This is a genomic window from Nocardia sp. NPDC058499 (assembly GCF_042719915.1).
GTDB lineage: Bacteria > Actinomycetota > Actinomycetes > Mycobacteriales > Mycobacteriaceae > Nocardia.
In genome coordinates this window covers 486,580-502,343 of the sequence record NZ_JBHXMZ010000003.1, presented here as the reverse complement: position 1 = coordinate 502,343, position 15,764 = coordinate 486,580, and the positions used below count along the sequence as shown (strand labels likewise).

At 67.2% G+C, this 15,764-nt stretch carries 11 protein-coding genes; 7 read left to right on the top strand and 4 right to left on the bottom strand.

Going from position 1 to position 15,764, the window contains the following annotated elements; genetic code table 11:
* Positions 1-1,075: 1,075 nt before the first annotated feature.
* The 3 genes from ACFWPH_RS12520 (at position 1,076) to ACFWPH_RS12510 (ending at position 9,104) form a co-directional block, all read left to right on the top strand.
* Positions 1,076-2,287, top strand: coding sequence for an acetyl-CoA C-acetyltransferase (locus ACFWPH_RS12520; protein ID WP_378750290.1), 1,212 nt, complete (start codon positions 1,076-1,078; stop codon positions 2,285-2,287).
* Positions 2,288-2,327: 40 nt separating this feature from the next.
* Positions 2,328-4,478 carry a 3-hydroxyacyl-CoA dehydrogenase NAD-binding domain-containing protein gene (locus tag ACFWPH_RS12515; protein ID WP_378750288.1) on the top strand — a complete coding sequence of 717 codons (2,151 nt, stop codon included), beginning with the start codon at positions 2,328-2,330 and terminating at the stop codon, positions 4,476-4,478.
* Positions 4,479-5,225: 747 nt separating this feature from the next.
* Complete coding sequence (locus ACFWPH_RS12510; protein ID WP_378750286.1) at positions 5,226-9,104, top strand: protein kinase; 3,879 nt, start codon at positions 5,226-5,228, stop codon at positions 9,102-9,104.
* A gap of 51 nt (positions 9,105-9,155) precedes the next feature.
* Here the strand turns inward: ACFWPH_RS12510 and ACFWPH_RS12505 are convergent, their stop codons facing one another.
* The gene (locus ACFWPH_RS12505; protein ID WP_378750284.1) at positions 9,156-9,614 is read right to left on the bottom strand and encodes a hypothetical protein; all 459 of its coding nucleotides are present in this window, start codon (positions 9,612-9,614) and stop codon (positions 9,156-9,158) included.
* Positions 9,615-9,721: 107 nt separating this feature from the next.
* On the opposite strand from ACFWPH_RS12505, the gene ACFWPH_RS12500 reads away from it, so the two are divergent.
* Positions 9,722-10,318 (top strand): TetR/AcrR family transcriptional regulator, encoded by a 597-nt coding sequence (locus ACFWPH_RS12500; protein ID WP_378750282.1) that lies wholly within the window; start codon positions 9,722-9,724, stop codon positions 10,316-10,318.
* Between the two features lie 87 nt (positions 10,319-10,405).
* On the opposite strand, the gene ACFWPH_RS12495 is transcribed toward ACFWPH_RS12500, so the two are convergent.
* Together ACFWPH_RS12495 and ACFWPH_RS12490 are read right to left on the bottom strand one after the other, a co-directional pair.
* Positions 10,406-11,722, bottom strand: coding sequence for a class I SAM-dependent methyltransferase (locus ACFWPH_RS12495; RefSeq protein ID WP_378750280.1), 1,317 nt, complete (start codon positions 11,720-11,722; stop codon positions 10,406-10,408).
* Positions 11,719-13,155 (bottom strand): FAD-binding oxidoreductase, encoded by a 1,437-nt coding sequence (locus tag ACFWPH_RS12490; RefSeq protein WP_378750721.1) that lies wholly within the window; start codon positions 13,153-13,155, stop codon positions 11,719-11,721. Before ACFWPH_RS12490 ends, ACFWPH_RS12495 begins: the two co-directional genes overlap by 4 nt.
* Before the next feature lie 300 nt (positions 13,156-13,455).
* Between ACFWPH_RS12490 and ACFWPH_RS12485 the strand changes: the two genes are divergently transcribed.
* The gene (locus ACFWPH_RS12485) at positions 13,456-13,890 is read left to right on the top strand and encodes an SRPBCC family protein (RefSeq protein ID WP_068046139.1); all 435 of its coding nucleotides are present in this window, start codon (positions 13,456-13,458) and stop codon (positions 13,888-13,890) included.
* A 162-nt stretch (positions 13,891-14,052) separates the two neighbouring features.
* On the opposite strand, the gene ACFWPH_RS12480 is transcribed toward ACFWPH_RS12485, so the two are convergent.
* Entirely contained in the window at positions 14,053-14,406 is a 354-nt protein-coding gene (locus ACFWPH_RS12480) for a VOC family protein (protein WP_378750278.1), read from the bottom strand.
* A 291-nt stretch (positions 14,407-14,697) separates the two neighbouring features.
* Here ACFWPH_RS12480 and ACFWPH_RS12475 point away from each other — a divergent pair, with 291 nt between their 5' ends.
* A complete protein-coding gene (locus ACFWPH_RS12475; RefSeq protein ID WP_378750276.1) occupies positions 14,698-15,030 on the top strand; it encodes a YbaB/EbfC family nucleoid-associated protein in 333 nt (110 codons plus the stop codon).
* A gap of 19 nt (positions 15,031-15,049) precedes the next feature.
* Positions 15,050-15,658, top strand: coding sequence for a recombination mediator RecR (recR, locus tag ACFWPH_RS12470; protein WP_033243904.1), 609 nt, complete (start codon positions 15,050-15,052; stop codon positions 15,656-15,658).
* Positions 15,659-15,764: the final 106 nt, after the last annotated feature.

The following is a 15,764-nucleotide window of genomic DNA, read 5'->3' as shown; positions in this document are numbered from 1 at the left end:
GCTCACCTCGGGTGCGACGGTTGCCGGGGTCGAGCAGGGCGAGATCGTCCTCGCCCACCATGCGGCGCTGGTGCAGCGGTTGTCCCAGCCCCAGCCGATGGGGGCCGTGCGGTCGGCGGTCGCGGCGGTGCTCGGGCACGAACATCCGGTGCGATGGGTGGTGGCCGGGCAGCAGGTCTCGCGGGGCCCCGGGGGCCGGGAACGGGGCGGTCGGCGGTCCGGCGACACCGATTCCGGAGATTCTGAAGGGGGCCGTCGAGCCGGCCCACGCCGGACGTGGAACGGCCGGCCCGGTGCCGGTGACAGCGATACCGGCCGCGGGGAGTCCGCTGCCGGCCGCGATGCGGAGGCCGCCGGTGCGGGGGGAACGGCGCCGGCCGGAGCCGGTAACGGGGAGGCCGGGCCGAACCGGGTGCCGGGTGCGTCCGGGCGGCGGGCCGCGCCTCCCCGGTTTTCCCGGCCGAGTCAGGCCCGCGCCGCCGGTTCGGCCGCCGGAGATCCCGGTGCGGCGGAGCCCGGTGATTCCGGCGCGGGCGGTGCCGGGAATCCCTACGACGACATACCGCCGCCGGATTATCCGGACCTCCCGGACGACCCGGGTTCCGACGATTACGGCTACGGATCCGGTGCCGTTCCGGCGTCCACTCCGGAGGAGGAGCAGGAGATGCTTGCCGACGCCGCGCGGCCGGTCGATCCGGGGCAGCGGCGCGATCCGGACGAGGTCGCTCTGGAATTGCTGGCGAGTGAGCTGGGCGCCACCCCGTTGAATGGTTGACAAGCACCGGTTCGACCACGTTAAGTTAACCGGAGTTCGCATCCGGCGGTACTATGGGCGGGTGGCTGCGGACTTCCGCGAGACGAGGTTCTATGGTGGGCCCTGACGAGCGGGCCGCCGGAAACCCGTCCGCTGGTTCGTGCCGTGGTTTGTACAGCGTATGCCCGCGTGGGTTCTCCGGCCCGCCGGAGCTATGCCAACTGAATACGGACGGTCGGTCGAACGGCCGGTCGGCGAGGTAACTCGCGTCTGCTCCGCCAGGTGCGGGCGGGCGTATTCCTAGGAAGGAAACACTCCGATATGACCACAGAGGCCTACATCTACGAGGCCATCCGCACCCCGCGCGGCCGCAACAAGAAGGGGTCGCTGCACTCGGTCAAGCCGATCGATCTGACCACCGGCCTGGTGCAGGAGCTGCGCAACCGCTTCCCGAACCTGGACGAGGACCGTATCTCGGATCTGATCCTCGGTGTCGTCTCGCCGGTCGGTGACCAGGGCTCCGATATCGCCCGCACCACCGTGCTCACCGCCGGTCTGCCCGAAACCGTTGGTGGTTTCCAGCTCAACCGCTTCTGCGCTTCGGGCCTGGAAGCCGTGAACCTGGGTGCCCAGAAGGTCCGTTCCGGCTTCGACGATCTGGTGATCGCCGGTGGCGTCGAATCCATGTCGCGCGTCCCCATGGGCTCCGACGGCGGCGCCTGGATGCTCGACCCGGCCACCAACTACGACACCTACGTCGTACCGCAGGGCATCAGCGCCGACCTGATCGCCAGCATCGAGGGCTTCTCCCGCGATGATGTCGACGCCTACGCGGTGCGCTCGCAGGACCTGGCCGCCAAGGCGACCACCGGCGGCTACTTCGCCAAATCCATCGTCCCGGTCAAGGACCTCAACGGCCTGACCGTGCTGGACCGCGACGAGCATATGCGTCCCGGCACCACCGTGGAGGATCTGGCCAAACTGAACCCCTCGTTCGCCGGTATCGGTGAGATGGGCGGCTTCGACGCGGTGGCGCTGCAGAAGTACCACTTCGTCGAGAAGATCAACCACGTCCACCACGGCGGCAACAGCTCCGGCATCGTCGACGGTGCCGCACTGGTGCTCATCGGCAGCGAAGAGGCCGGTAAGGCCTCGGGCCTGACCCCCCGAGCCCGCGTCGTCGCGACCGCCACCAGCGGTGCCGACAGCACCATCATGCTCACCGGGCCCACCCCGGCCGCGAAGAAGGTGCTGGCCAAGGCGGGTCTGACGATGGACGATATCGACCTGTTCGAGATCAACGAGGCCTTCGCCTCGGTCGTGCTGAAGTTCCAGAAGGATCTGCAGATCCCGGACGAGAAGCTGAACGTCAACGGCGGCGCGATCGCCATGGGCCATCCGCTGGGCGCCACCGGTGCCATGATCACCGGCACCATGGTCGACGAACTGGAGCGCCGCGGCGCCCGTCGTGCCCTCGTCACGCTGTGCATCGGCGGCGGCATGGGTGTGGCCACCATCATCGAGCGCGTCTGACGCGACCCAACCGATAACTTCCCGAGGAGATAGAAAAACCGTGAGCGAAGCCAACATGATCGGTTGGGAGAAGGATTCGGACGGCATCGTCGTACTGACGATGGACGACCCGAATCAGGGCGCCAACACGATGAACGACCTCTACAAGAAGTCGATGACCGCGACGATCGACCGGCTGGAGGCCGAGAAGGACGACATCACCGGTGTCGTGCTGACCTCCGCGAAGAAGACGTTCTTCGCCGGCGGCGATCTGAAGAACATGATGCAGGTCGGCCCGGACAACGGTCCGGAGCTGATGGAAGAGCTGGGCGAGATCAAGTCGGCGCTGCGCCGGCTGGAGACCCTCGGCAAGCCCGTCGTGGCCGCCATCAACGGCGCCGCGCTGGGCGGTGGCCTGGAAATCGCGCTGGCGACCCATCACCGGATCGCGGCGGACGTCCCCGGCTGCCAGATCGGCCTGCCCGAGGCCACCCTCGGCCTGCTGCCCGCCGGTGGCGGCATCATCCGCACCGTGCGCATGCTCGGCCTGCAGAACGCGCTGATGCAGGTGCTGCTGCAGGGCCAGCGCAACAAGCCTGCCAAGGCCAAGGAGATCGGCCTGGTCGACGAGCTGGTCGGCTCGATCGACGAACTGGTGCCCGCCGCCAAGGCGTGGATCAAGGCCAACCCCGAGGGCGGCGTGCAGCCGTGGGACAAGAAGGGCTTCAAGATCCCGGGCGGCACCCCCGCCAGCCCGGCGTTCGCCGCTCAGCTCCCGGCCTTCCCGGCCAACCTGCGTAAGCAGCTCAAGGGCGCGAATATGCCTGCCCCGCGCGCCATCATGGCCGCGGCGGTCGAGGGCTCGCAGGTCGGCATCGAGGATGCCTCGCTGATCGAGTCCCGCTACTTCGTGCACCTGCTCACCGGGCCGGTCGCGAAGAACATGATCCAGGCGTTCTTCTTCGACCTGCAGACCATCAACAACGGTGGTTCGCGGCCGAACGACGTGCCCAAGCGGGAGATCAAGAAGGTCGGCGTGCTCGGCGCGGGCATGATGGGCGCCGGTATCGCCTACGTCTCCGCCAAGGCCGGCTACGAGGTCGTGCTGAAGGACGTCACCATCGAGGCGGCCGAACGCGGTAAGGGCTACTCGGAGAAGATCGAGGCCAAGGCGCTGTCCCGGGGCAAGACCACCGAGGAGAAGTCCAAGACGCTGCTCGACCGGATCAAGCCGAGCGCCGATGCCGCCGATTTCGAGGGCGTCGACTTCGTGATCGAGGCGGTCTTCGAGAGCACCGAGCTCAAGCACAAGGTGTTCCAGGAGATCGAGGATATCGTCACCCCGGACGCGCTGCTGGGCTCCAACACCTCCACGCTGCCGATCACCGGCCTGGCCGAGGGTGTCAAGCGCGAGCAGGACTTCATCGGTATCCACTTCTTCTCGCCGGTCGACAAGATGCCGCTGGTCGAGATCATCAAGGGTGAGAAGACCTCCGACGAGGCCTTGGCCCGGGTGTTCGACTACACCCTCGCCATCAAGAAGACCCCGATCGTCGTCAACGACAGCCGTGGCTTCTTCACCTCCCGCGTGATCGGCACCTTCGTCAACGAGGCGATCGCCATGCTGGGTGAGGGCATCGAGCCCGCCACCATCGAGCAGGCCGGTTCGCAGGCGGGCTACCCGGCGCCGCCGCTGCAGCTGACCGATGAGCTGAACATGAAGCTCATGCAGAAGATCGCCCGGGAGACCGAGGAGGCCGCCAAGGCCGGCGACGCCGCCATGGGCAAAGAACGGCACCCGGCCATCGACGTGGTCGATTACATGGTCGAGCAGGGTCGCCCGGGTCGTCTGGAGAAGGCCGGTTTCTACGAGTACGACGAAAACGGCAAGCGTCTCAACATCTGGCCGCAGCTGCGCGAGCATTTCAAGACCACCACCGGTTTCGGGGTGCCGCTGCAGGACCTGATCGACCGCATGCTGTTCATCGAGGCCATCGAAACCCAGAAGTGCTTCGACGAAGGCGTGCTCGAGTCCACCGCGGATGCGAATATCGGCTCGATCTTCGGTATCGGGTACCCGGCCTGGACCGGTGGCGTGCACCAGTTCATCGTCGGCTACCCCGGCGGCCAGGCCGGCTTCGTGGCCCGGGCCGACGAACTGGCGAAGAAGTACGGCAAGCGCTTCGAGGTCCCGGCCTCGCTGCGTAAGTAGTCCCGTTCCGGACGAATAGTCCGGACCGTTCGGCCGGCACAGCCCGCCCCACTCGACTGTGGGGCGGGCTGTGCTTTTTGGCGGCGCCTGCGGCGCCGCGGGTTTTGGCCCCCCTTGGTCCCTGCTGTCAGCACTCGATGCTCGTGGCTGCGCCGCATCGCATCGAGCGCTGACAGCAGGGACGGGCCAAAACCTCTCAGGGCCTCGTAAGACTCGGCACCGCCGCTGGGCACGCTGGGATCGAAGTCGGCCCGTCGTCGGGGTACACGGCCGTCTGTGGGCGACACGCCCAGGGGTCCCGTTGCCCTCGGCGTGTTGTTGCAGCGTTCGGTGGGGGAGCCGGACGGAAACTTCGCGGGCTCGCCAGGAAAACGGCAACGGATGGGCGGGCGGGACCGATAAATCTACTGGAACCGAAGGCGCAGGGGGCGGCGATGCCGGTTTGTTGTCGGATGCCGGGGATATACCTTTATCAGCCGGCTTGTCCGGCGGCCGCCCGATAGATGTGCCGCCGATGCTTACAGCGCGACGGCGAGGGTTCGCTCAGAACTGCATACAGACCATCGCCGACCTGTGTATTCGACGGTCGCGCGGGGCGGGAACGCCCTTGATGCGAAGTCAACACGCGAGCAAGGAGGAAAGCCGCGCATCCGGGTATTGCGCGCGCTACGTTGGAAGTGGATACCGGAACGGCGCCGCGGCGGCGTACCCACCGCAGCCGGTTCGTGACGAGTGCGAGGTGGTGAGATGATTCCACGAACGCGTTCGGGCCCACCGGGCCGCGAATCGGAGGACTCCTACGTCACTTCCGCCGCCGAACCGGAAAGCGCTGGGGTGGAAAGCGGTAGGTCCGGCCCGGGGGCCGCGGAACGGGCGGCGCATCCCGGCGCCGAGGGGCCCCGGGAATCCGATGACGCCGCTCCCGGCAGTGCCGAGTCCGGCCCCGACGAGCCCAGCGGCGCCGAGCCCGACAGCGGCGGTCCCGAAGCCACCATGGCAGTTCCGGGACCGGGCCCGGAGGCCGCGGGCGCCGAACCGGAGCGCATCGTCGAAGACCTGGCCGCCATGGGGCTGACCGAGGCGCAGGAGATCGGCCGCGGCGGCTTCGGCGTCGTATACCGGTGTGTTCAGCGGGCACTGGACCGAGTGGTCGCGGTGAAGGTGCTGTCGTCGGATCTGGACCCGGAGAGCCGGGAACGGTTCCTGCGTGAGGAGCACGCCATGGGCCGGCTGTCCGGGCATCCGAATATCGTCGACATCCTGCAGGTGGATGTGACGGCCGCCGGCCTGCCGTTCATCGTGATGCCGTTCGCCACGCACGGATCGCTGGAACGTCTCGTCCATGATCTGGGCCCGTTGAGCTGGGCCGATACCCTCCGTGCCGGAGTGAAACTCGCCGGGGCGATCGAGAGCGCACACCGGACCCGGATCCTGCACCGCGATGTGAAACCGGCCAATGTGCTGCTCAGCTCGTACGGCGAACCCCAGCTCACCGATTTCGGGATCGCCCGGATGCCCGGCGGTTTCCGCACTTCGGACAGTCAGATCACCGGGTCCCCGGCGTTCACCGCGCCCGAGGTACTCAAGGGCGAGGAACCCACCGTCCAATCCGATGTGTACGGCCTGGGCGCGACATTGTTCGCTCTGCTCACCGGGCATGCGGCATTCGAACGGCAGGCCGGCGAGCGGGTGGTCGCGCAATTCCTGCGGATCACCACGCAGCCGGTGCCGGACCTCCGTGAACAGGACATACCGGCCGATGTGGCCGCCGCGATCGAGGCGGCGATGGCGCAGGACCCGCAGGACCGCCCGGCCTCCGCCTACGAGTTCGGTGAGACGTTGCGGGAGGTACAGATAGCGCACGGGCAGGTCCCGGACGATATGGCGTTACTGGACCCGGAGATCACCGCGGTGGAAACCGGGCCACCGGCACACGACCGGCAGCCGCCCGCGGTGACCGCCCGCCGCAGCTGGCCGCTGCTGCCGCCGACGGCGGCCGGCTGGATGAGCGGCACCGGCGCACGTCCTGGGCGGACCAGCGGCGAGACCGGTCCGCGCGGCAGCACTTCCGCCCGGCGCGATGCTGCGGCGGACGCACGACGGCGGTCACCGGCCACCCTGCCGCCGAGCCCGGCCACGAAGTTCCGGCCACCGACGCCACCCCGGGAGCCGGTGCGCCGGCCACGGCTGCTGGATGTCCTGCGCACCGGTGTGGAACGCCGGCTCACCGTGATCCACGCCCCCGCCGGTTTCGGTAAGAGCGTGCTGGCGGCGCAGTGGCGCGACGAACTGGAGGGGCTCGGACTACCGGTCGCCTGGATCGGGATCGACAGCGGCGACGACCACGAGGTCTGGTTCCTCGCCCACCTCATCGAGGCCATTCATCGGGTGCGGCCCGATATCGGGGCAGGTTTGGGCCAGATGCTCGAGGAGCGGCCCGCGGATTCGGTCACCATCGCGGTATCCAGCCTGATCACCGAACTACACACCAGCGGAGAACCGGTCGTGGTGATCATCGACGATTGGCATCGGCTTTCCGATCCCGGTGCGAAACGGGTGCTGTCGGGCTTGCTGGACAGCGGCTGCCACCATCTGCGGCTCGTGGTGACCAGCCGCGATCCCTCGGAACTGCCCATCGGCCGGATGCGAATGAACGACGAACTGGTGCAGGTCGATTCCGCGCAGCTGCGGCTCACCCGCGCCGAGGTCGGGGAGATCCTGGTACGCCGCAACGGTTTCGCTCTCGACGACGAACAGCTGGACCGGCTGTACACCGCCACCGACGGCTGGCCCGCCGCGATCCAGCTGATCAGCCTCGCGCTGCGCGACGACCCAGATGCGGCTGTCCTGGTGGAACGCCTGTCCGAGGGCGGGCACGGTATCCGTGAATATCTGGCCGAGAACGTGCTGGACGCCCTCGAACCCGAGATGCTCGACTTCCTCGCCGTGATCGCGGTGGCCGAGCAGGCGAACGGTTCGCTGGCCATCGCGCTCACCGGTAATTCCGAGGCGCCGCGGCTGCTGGAGCAGGCCGAACGGCGCGAGTTGTTCCTGCGGCGCGCCGATGACGAACCGGAATGGTTCCAGATGCAGCCGTTGTTCGCCGAATATCTGCGGGCCCGCCTGGACCGGACGGATCCGGGCCGGGTGAAAACTCTGCACCGCCGGGCCGCGCGGTGGTATGCCGAACACCAGCTGCTGCGCCGCGCGGTGGACCATTCGCTGGCCGGGACCGATTTCAAGACGGCGCTGGACCTACTCGAGAACGGCGGGATGGATCTGGTCGACGGTTCGCGGGTCGCGACACTGCTCGGTTCGGTGTCCAAACTCCCCGTCCAGCAGGTGGCCTCGCGTTCGAAGCTGCTGATGGCGGTCGCGCGGGCGAATGTGAACCTCCAACAGTCCACTGCGGCCCGTTCGGCGCTGAATCGGCTGTCGAATGTGCTGTCCCGCAGTCCGGAGGGCGACGGGGAGGTGCGCAAACAGCGCTGTCAGGCCGATGTACTGGCCGCGGCCGACGAGATCTCGCACGACCGCTCCGCGGGTGTACTCGAACAGGTCGCCGAATCGCTGCGCCACCCCGGCGAACTGCCCGCCTGGACCGTCGCCACAGCGGCCAATATCCACGCCTACGTGCGAATTTGCGAATTCGACTATCGGGCGGCGAGCGAAATGCTGGAATGGGCGCGACCGTATCAGGAACGTTCCCGGGAGCCGCTCGGTGAGATCTTCGCCTGGTGCGGCCGCGGAATCATCGCCTACGAGCAGCTGGATATCGCGGTGGCGTTGAGTGCCTACCGGCAGGCGTACAAAACGGCTCAGATGAGGTCGGGTCCGCGCTCGCACGGGGTCCGGACCGCCGCCGGGCTGCTGGGCGAACTCGAATACCGGCGCGGTGATCTGGCCGCCGCCGAGGAATTGTTCGACGAGTCCTACCAACTGGTCGCGCGGGTCGGGCCGATCGAATCCCTGATCGCCACCATCGTGACCGGCGCCCGGGTGAAGGCACTACTCGGTGATCTACCGGCGGCCGCGGTGCGGCTGGGGGAGGGTGCGCGGATCGCCGCGGACCATCAGCTGACCCGGCTGGCCACGCAGATCCAGGCCGAACAGTTCCGGCTGGGCGTGATCGCGCCCGATCGTGCCCCCGAAAGCACTGCGGCTGTCGCCGGCGACTTCGCCGAACCCCGCCGCGAACCCGAGCACCCGGCGGTCCCGTCGGTCCTGGATATGGAGGCCGGCGAAATCGCCACCATCCGGGCACTGCTGGCCGGCGGTACCCGGCAGGAACACGAACGCGCGGCCCGGCATGCGCGAGCCCTCCAAAGCCGCACGCGGGAACAGGGCCGGCCGCGCGCCGAGCTGGACCTCTCGCTGCTGCTCGCCGAATCGCTGGCCGCGGCCGGCTGGGTCGGCGAGGCCGCCGCGCTGCTGGCGCCGGTGGTCGCCACCTGCGCGGAACTCGGCTGGACCAGGCCCCTCCTCGATGCGGGACCGGCGGTCCTCGAGATCCTGCGGGTCCTGCGCGACGATCTACCGGTGTCCACCCCGGACGGGACGGATACGGTTCGCACGCTCGGTGAGAACCGTGTCCCGATCCGTTTCCTGGACGAGCTGCTCAGCTGATCCCGCGACGCACTCACCAACAGGGCGCCATACCTCGGCGCCGCCGGTAGGTCAGGACGTCAGCAGGGCGGCGAAATCTGCGGGCAGCTCATGATCTTCGAGTGCTCGTATCTCGACGGGGCCGCCGGTGTAGGAGTCCTCGCCGATGATCATCAGATCCTCGTCGAACGACCAGAAGATCACGTTCCGCATGCGGACCAGATAGTTCTTGCCGGCCTCGGCCATACCGCCGGCGAGGGGGTGCCGGGCCAACAGTGCACCCGGCTGGATCATGGTGAGCCGGCCTTCGATGACAATGCACTGGTCGTCGACGACCATCCGCTCGCAGTAGAACTCGAGCACATGACCGTTGCTCTCGACCAGGTTGCGGTAGTAGTCGGTGACTCCCTCGCGGGTCTTGGGACCGATATCTCCGCTGAGCCCCCAGAAGTGGTAGTTGGTGGCAGCGCCGAGGGTGCCGGCGAGCGTATCCAGGTCGCCGTCGCGTTCGGCGGCGGCGTGCACGCGCATCCGTTCGAGCATGGTGCGCCGGCGTGGCTGTTCGGTGCTCGCCAGGCGTTCGGTGGAAATAATGGCCCTCGGCGGCGACAGACCACCGCCCTGATGGAGGTGACCCAGTGTCCGATGCTGCTCCGGCTGCCACCGGCCGGCCCCGAAACACACAGATCGACGGTGCCGTACTGGCCGCGACGCGAGAGCTGGTGGCCGAGGCCGGATACGCCGACCTCACTTTCCGGGCCATCGCCGAGCGGGCGGGAACATCGGTCCCCGCGATCCGCCGGCGCTGGAAGTCCAAAGCGCACCTCGTGCACGAGGCCGTCTTCCCGATCGACGTCGCTGCCGGTCCAGTCGGAGACGACAGCTTGGCGGGCGTGCTCCGCACCATGGTGAACAGATGCGTCGCCGTGGTCGGATCCCCGGCGGGGCGTCGTGCCACACCTGGGCTGATCAGCGAACTGATGGTCGACCCAGTCCTGGAAAAGGAACTCTCGACACGTCTGCGCGCCGGTGTCTGGGGCGATCTCGCCGACCAGTTCGCCGGACCGATCGAGCGTGGCGAGGCGCGTCCCGATCTCGACATCTCGCTCTGCGTGGAAACAGTTTTCGGGACGACGCTGGCGGCGGTGGTGCTCCGGGGCGCCGCCGCCGTCGACGACGAGTGGGTGGACCGGCTCGTGAGCACCCTCGTCGACGGATTGGCAATCCGTACCTGACGGCTGCGCTCAGGGCCGATCGACCGACGCTGCCGCTGGAAGAGGTGGTGGGCCGGCCAGGCCCGCCACCTCTCGGTTGATCAACCCCTAGGGCTGCCACCAGGGCCGCAGCGGTACCTCCGGTTTACCGGAGCTGCCCAGTTTGACCCCGAGCACCTGGTGCAGCTGCACCACATTGCGCTCGAAACCCAACCGGCTGCCCGCCATGTACAGGCCCCACACCTTCGCGGTGCCCTCGCCGGCTTCGGCGACACAGGCATCCCAGTTGGCCACCAGGTTCTTGCACCATTCCGTGAGGGTCAGCGCGTAGTGTTCGCGCAGGTTCTCCTCGTGCAGAACCTCGAGTCCGACATTCTGGATATCGCTGATGATGCGACCCGAGCCGATGAGCTCCCCGTCGGGGAAGACATAGCGGTCGATGAAATCTCCGGCCTTCGTGGTGCGGGTGTTGTCCGGCCGGGTGATGCAGTGGTTCAGGAACAAGCCGCCGTCGCGCAGTTTGCTCTGGATGAACCGGAAATAGGACGGGTAGTTGTGGACCCCGATATGTTCGGTGAGCCCGATCGAGGACAGCGCGTCGAACTGGCCCTCGGGCACATCGCGGTAATCCGAATACCGCACCTCGGCGAGATCGCTCAGTCCTTCTTTGGCGATCTTCTTCTGCGCCCACGCGGCCTGTTCGGCCGAGAGGGTCGCGCCGATGACGCGGACTCCGCGCTTGGCGGCGTAGCGCACCATGCCACCCCAGCCGCAGCCGATATCGAGCAGCCGGTCGCCCTCCTTCAGCCGGAGCTTCTCGAAGACCAGCCGGTACTTGTTCTCCTGGGCCTGCTCCAGCGTCCAATCCCGTTCGCCGTAACACGCGCAGGTGTAGGTCATGGAGGGACCCAGCACGTACTCGTAGAAGGTGTTCGAGACGTCGTAGTGATGGTGGATGACCTCGGCATCGCGGGCCTTGGAATGCCGCAGACCCTCCATCGCGATCCGGCGCCACCGCGGCACCGTCTCCTGCGGCGGCGGTGGTACCGGGCGCAACCGCTCCCAGCCCAGCGAGCGGGCGATCGCCACCAGCGAAAGCGCCGACGGACGTTTGAACTTCAGGTCCGTCATCGCCGCGAGGATGTCGTAGGGGTCGCCGGGGTGGACTCCCGCGGCGTCCATATCCCCGGAGATGTAGGCGCGGGCCAGGCCGAGATCACCCGGCGCGTTGGCGAGATAGTTGATACCGCGTGGATTGCGGATCTCCAGCGCGAAATCGGAATCCACCGGGCCGGTGGTGCTGCCGTCGTAGGCGGTCAGCTTGATGGGAACATCGCCGTCGACCAAGGTCTCGACGACTTCGGCGATACTGAGCCGCGTGCCCAGATCCGCAAAAGCATCGGATCTATCCTTGAATGTCGTCATCTGCGTTGCACCGCCTTCGAATACAGATCCAGCAGGCGCTGGCCGGGATCGTAGCGTTTCTTCAATTCTTTGTATCTCTCACCGCCGTACAGGGCGGCAAACTCCTCGGGTTCGTAATATGAATCCGAGTACAGGGATTTGTGTCCGTCGAATTCGGTGACGGTTTTCTCGATGGCACGATTTGCCGCACCATCTATCCGGCCGGGCGATTTCGGCACCGCCGACCAGAAGCCTATGTTCACGTACGTGCGGCCGGTCCTCAGCGGATACAGCGGCCACGGCTGAGTTCCGGTCGCGGCGCCGGTATCGCGCAGCCGCAGCGGGCACAGCCAGATGGGTTCGATGGGGATTTCGCGCAGGAACCATTCCATGAAATCCGCGGTGCGTTCCACCGGGACCTCGATATCCTGCACCACACGCTCCTGCGGTGGGTTTCCTTTACGCGCTTCGAGTTTGTCGCCGATGTTGTAGCGGTGATCGAGGGCGATCAGTTTCCAGTAGAAACTGCTGCGGCGGTACTGTTTCGGCCAGAAGCGGCGGATGTTCGGGTTCTGTGTACCGAACGCGCGCGAGCACCAGAACCAGTCGGTATCCCAGCGCCACAGGTAATCGTGGATGGTGAGACGGTCCCGGTTCGGCTCCGGGCCGTCGTGCTGGATGGACCGGTAGTAGATATCCATATCGGTGTAATCGCTGACCGGGCCGGGTTCATCGGTCTGCCGCCCCAGCGTCAGGTAGCTCTCCCCGGCGCTGAACACCACACCGTCGAGGTAATCGACCGCTTCCCCGTCGTGGCTGCGCTCCAGCACGATCCGATCCAGCGCGGCTTCGAGCTCGCGCAGATCGTGGAATCGCAGATGCCGCAACGCCACATAGGGGGGCACCGATTCCAGTTCGATCTTCAGGCGGGTGGTGTAACCCAGGGTGCCGTAGGAGTTCGGGAACCCGCGGAACAGCTCGGCATCCGGGCCGTCCGGGGTGATGGTGACGATTTCTCCCGCGCCGGTGAGCACCTCCATCTCCAGCACCGATTCGTGCGGCAGGCCGTTACGGAAGGAACTGGATTCGATCCCGAGCCCAGTAACCGCGCCGCCCAGGGTGATCGTCTTGAGCTGCGGCACCACCAGCGGGGCCAACCCGTACGGCAGGGTGGCGGCCACCAGATCCTCGTAGGTGGTCATTCCCGCGACCTCGGCGGTTTTCGCCTGCGGATCCACCTCGATCACCCGGGTCAGCCCCGAGACGTCCAGCCCCGGTGCGGTGTTCTTCGCCCGCGCGCGGAACAGATTGGAGGTCTTCTTGGCCAATCGGACATCGGCATCGGCCGGGATCGCATGGTAGCTCGCGAGCAGGCGGTCGACACCTGCCCGATATGCGGCGAACCCGGATTCATATGCGGCCGGACCGTGGCCGGCCTTCCCCAACAGACTCATTGCCACGTCTAGACGCTAGTCCTACATGGTCTTGGTCGGCCAGCGCGGGGGGATCATCAAGATTGAAATGTCACATATTTGTGTCATTGGGGCCGCGCCCGCGCGCGGGAGTTCGGTCGCGTTCGGTTCGGGTGGGCCGGAATCGGCCGCTGTGTTATCCATTGTGTAGCCGTTTCGGGCGCGTTTGTTGAATAGTCGGCTTTATGACATTTGTCCGTAATTACCGGGCTGGCGCGGCGTGCCCGGTGAGCACAGGGCAGGATGGTGCTGTCAGAACCCATCCGTATAAGGAGTGTTCAAGTGGGACAGGTCAAGGCCGGCAGTTCGATCGAGGTGGGGGCGGATCCGCAGCGCACGCTGGCGGCCATCACCGACTACACGGAGATGCGGCCGAAGATTCTCTCCGCGCACTATCGCGACTACAAGGTGGTGGAGGGGGGCCAGGGCGACGGCACGGTGGCCGAGTGGACCCTGCAGGCCACCGAGAAACGAGTCCGCAATATCCGCGCCCAGGTCTCCGTGGCCGATACCGTGGTCACCGAGAAGGACGCCAACTCCACGCTGGTCAACACCTGGAAGGTCACCCCGTCCGGCGCCGGGTCGACAGTGACCCTGGAAACCACCTGGCAGGGCGCCGGTGGGATCGCCGGCATCTTCGAGGGGATTTTCGCCCCGCTGGGTCTGCGCAAGATCCAGGCCGAGGTGCTGGCCAACCTGAATCGCGAACTCGGCTGATACAGCCGATCCGGCCCACGGGTGGCCGCACGGACGGACCGTGACCGCCACTCGCGGGCCGGACCTCGCCGGGAATCGTGCCGGGCCCGCGGGCCGGGCAGCGCCGGCCCACCGCTACGAGTCTGCTTCGACCGCGGTTGCGGTCGAAGCAGGAGAACCGGCTCAGGAATGGACGGCGATATCGAAGAGATTGCCCTCCGGATCGGCCAGCGTGGCCCACCGGAAGCCGTGCTCGTCGAAATCGCCGATATGCTTCGCGCCCAGCGCTACGGCCCGCTCGACCTCGGCCGCCAGATCGGTGGCCAGGAGATCCAGGTGGACCGCATTCTTGCCCGGTGTCCTATCGGGCACCTGCAGGAAGAACAGCGGTGGGGTGAGCCCGGATTCGCGTCCGACGGTGGCGACGAATTCGCTGGCTTCCGGGTCGACCGGGTGGTCCAGCAGACGCGCGTAGAAATCCGCCAGTGCGGCGGCGTCCGCGCAGTCGTAGGTGGTGGCGGCAATCGTCGGTGCCATGATTCTTCCTGTCCTCGAACGGATGTTTGCCCGCATCATTCACCGGCCCACCGACAAGAACGGCCGATCCCCGATCCAGGCGTACGGCGTGGCGTAATCATCGCAAGCCCTACCTACGCCTCGGCCGTGTGCGGACTCCGGATGATGCCGGTCGGCCGCCCACGTCCGGTGCCGGGTCGCATGGTCGGCGTCGCATGGTCGGCGCGCCGGTGCGATCCAGCGCATGGCCTGAGCGGATGCGGAGCCGCGCCCACTAGGCTGAATCACGACTCGTCCGTAGAGAGGAATGCCGTGCAGCCCGATGGTCAGTTCGATATGCAGCAGTTGCTCCAGCAGGCCCAGCAGATGCAGGAGCAGATGATGGCGGCGCAGGCCGAGATCGCCGCTGCCGAAGTCGAGGGGCAGGCGGGAAACGGCCTGGTCAAGGTGACGATCAAAGCGACCGGTGAAGTGTTGTCGCTGAACATCGACCCCAAGGCGGTGGATCCCGAGGATGTGGAGACGCTGCAGGATCTGGTGATCGGCGCCATCAACCAGGCGATGGCCAACGCCCAGCAGCTCGCGGCCGAGCGCCTGGGCCCGCTGGCCGGCGGCGGCGGTGCGCCGCGCCTGCCCGGCTTCTGAGCCGTACCGAGGTATCGCGGTGTACGAAGGTCCGGTTCAGGATCTCATCGACGAACTGGGCAAACTACCCGGCGTCGGCCCCAAGAGCGCCCAGCGGATCGCCTTCCACCTGCTGCAGGTGGAACCGCCGGAAATCGACCGGCTACAGGCGGTACTGCAGAAGATCCGCGACGGTGTGCGGTTCTGCGTGCAATGCGGCACCGTCGCCGACGGCGAACTGTGCCGGATCTGCGCAGACCCCCGCCGCGACCGCAGCATGATCTGCGTGGTCGAGGAACCCAAGGACGTACCGGCCATCGAACGCACCCGCGAATTCCGCGGCCGCTACCACGTGCTGGGCGGTGCGCTGGACCCACTCAGTGGCGTGGGGCCCGAACAGTTACGGATCCGGGAGCTGCTCACCCGGATCGGCAACCAGGACGACGGCGTGGACGTCACCGAGGTCATCATCGCCACCGACCCGAATACCGAAGGCGAAGCCACCGCGACCTACCTGGTGCGAATGCTGCGCGACTTCCCGGGACTCACCGTCACACGTCTCGCCTCCGGCCTCCCTATGGGCGGCGACCTCGAGTTCGCCGACGAACTGACACTCGGCCGCGCATTCTCCGGCCGCCGCAGGCTGTAATTTTGGCGCCGCCTTCGGCGGCGCGGGGTTTTGGCCCCCCTTGGCGTGGGGGGGGGGGGGGAGGGGAGTGAGGGGTGGGGAGAGGTGGGGAGAGGGGGGGGAGAGG

Excerpts from the sequence above, each read along its gene's own strand:
- ACFWPH_RS12520 (WP_378750290.1), top strand. The coding sequence starts at position 1,076 with ATGACCACAGAGGCCTACATCTACGAGGCCATCCGCACCCCGCGCGGC.
- ACFWPH_RS12510 (WP_378750286.1), top strand. The coding sequence starts at position 5,226 with ATGATTCCACGAACGCGTTCGGGCCCACCGGGCCGCGAATCGGAGGAC.
- ACFWPH_RS12505 (WP_378750284.1), bottom strand. The coding sequence starts at position 9,614 with ATGCGCGTGCACGCCGCCGCCGAACGCGACGGCGACCTGGATACGCTC.
- ACFWPH_RS12495 (WP_378750280.1), bottom strand. The coding sequence starts at position 11,722 with ATGACGACATTCAAGGATAGATCCGATGCTTTTGCGGATCTGGGCACG.
- ACFWPH_RS12490 (WP_378750721.1), bottom strand. The coding sequence starts at position 13,155 with ATGAGTCTGTTGGGGAAGGCCGGCCACGGTCCGGCCGCATATGAATCC.
- ACFWPH_RS12480 (WP_378750278.1), bottom strand. The coding sequence starts at position 14,406 with ATGGCACCGACGATTGCCGCCACCACCTACGACTGCGCGGACGCCGCC.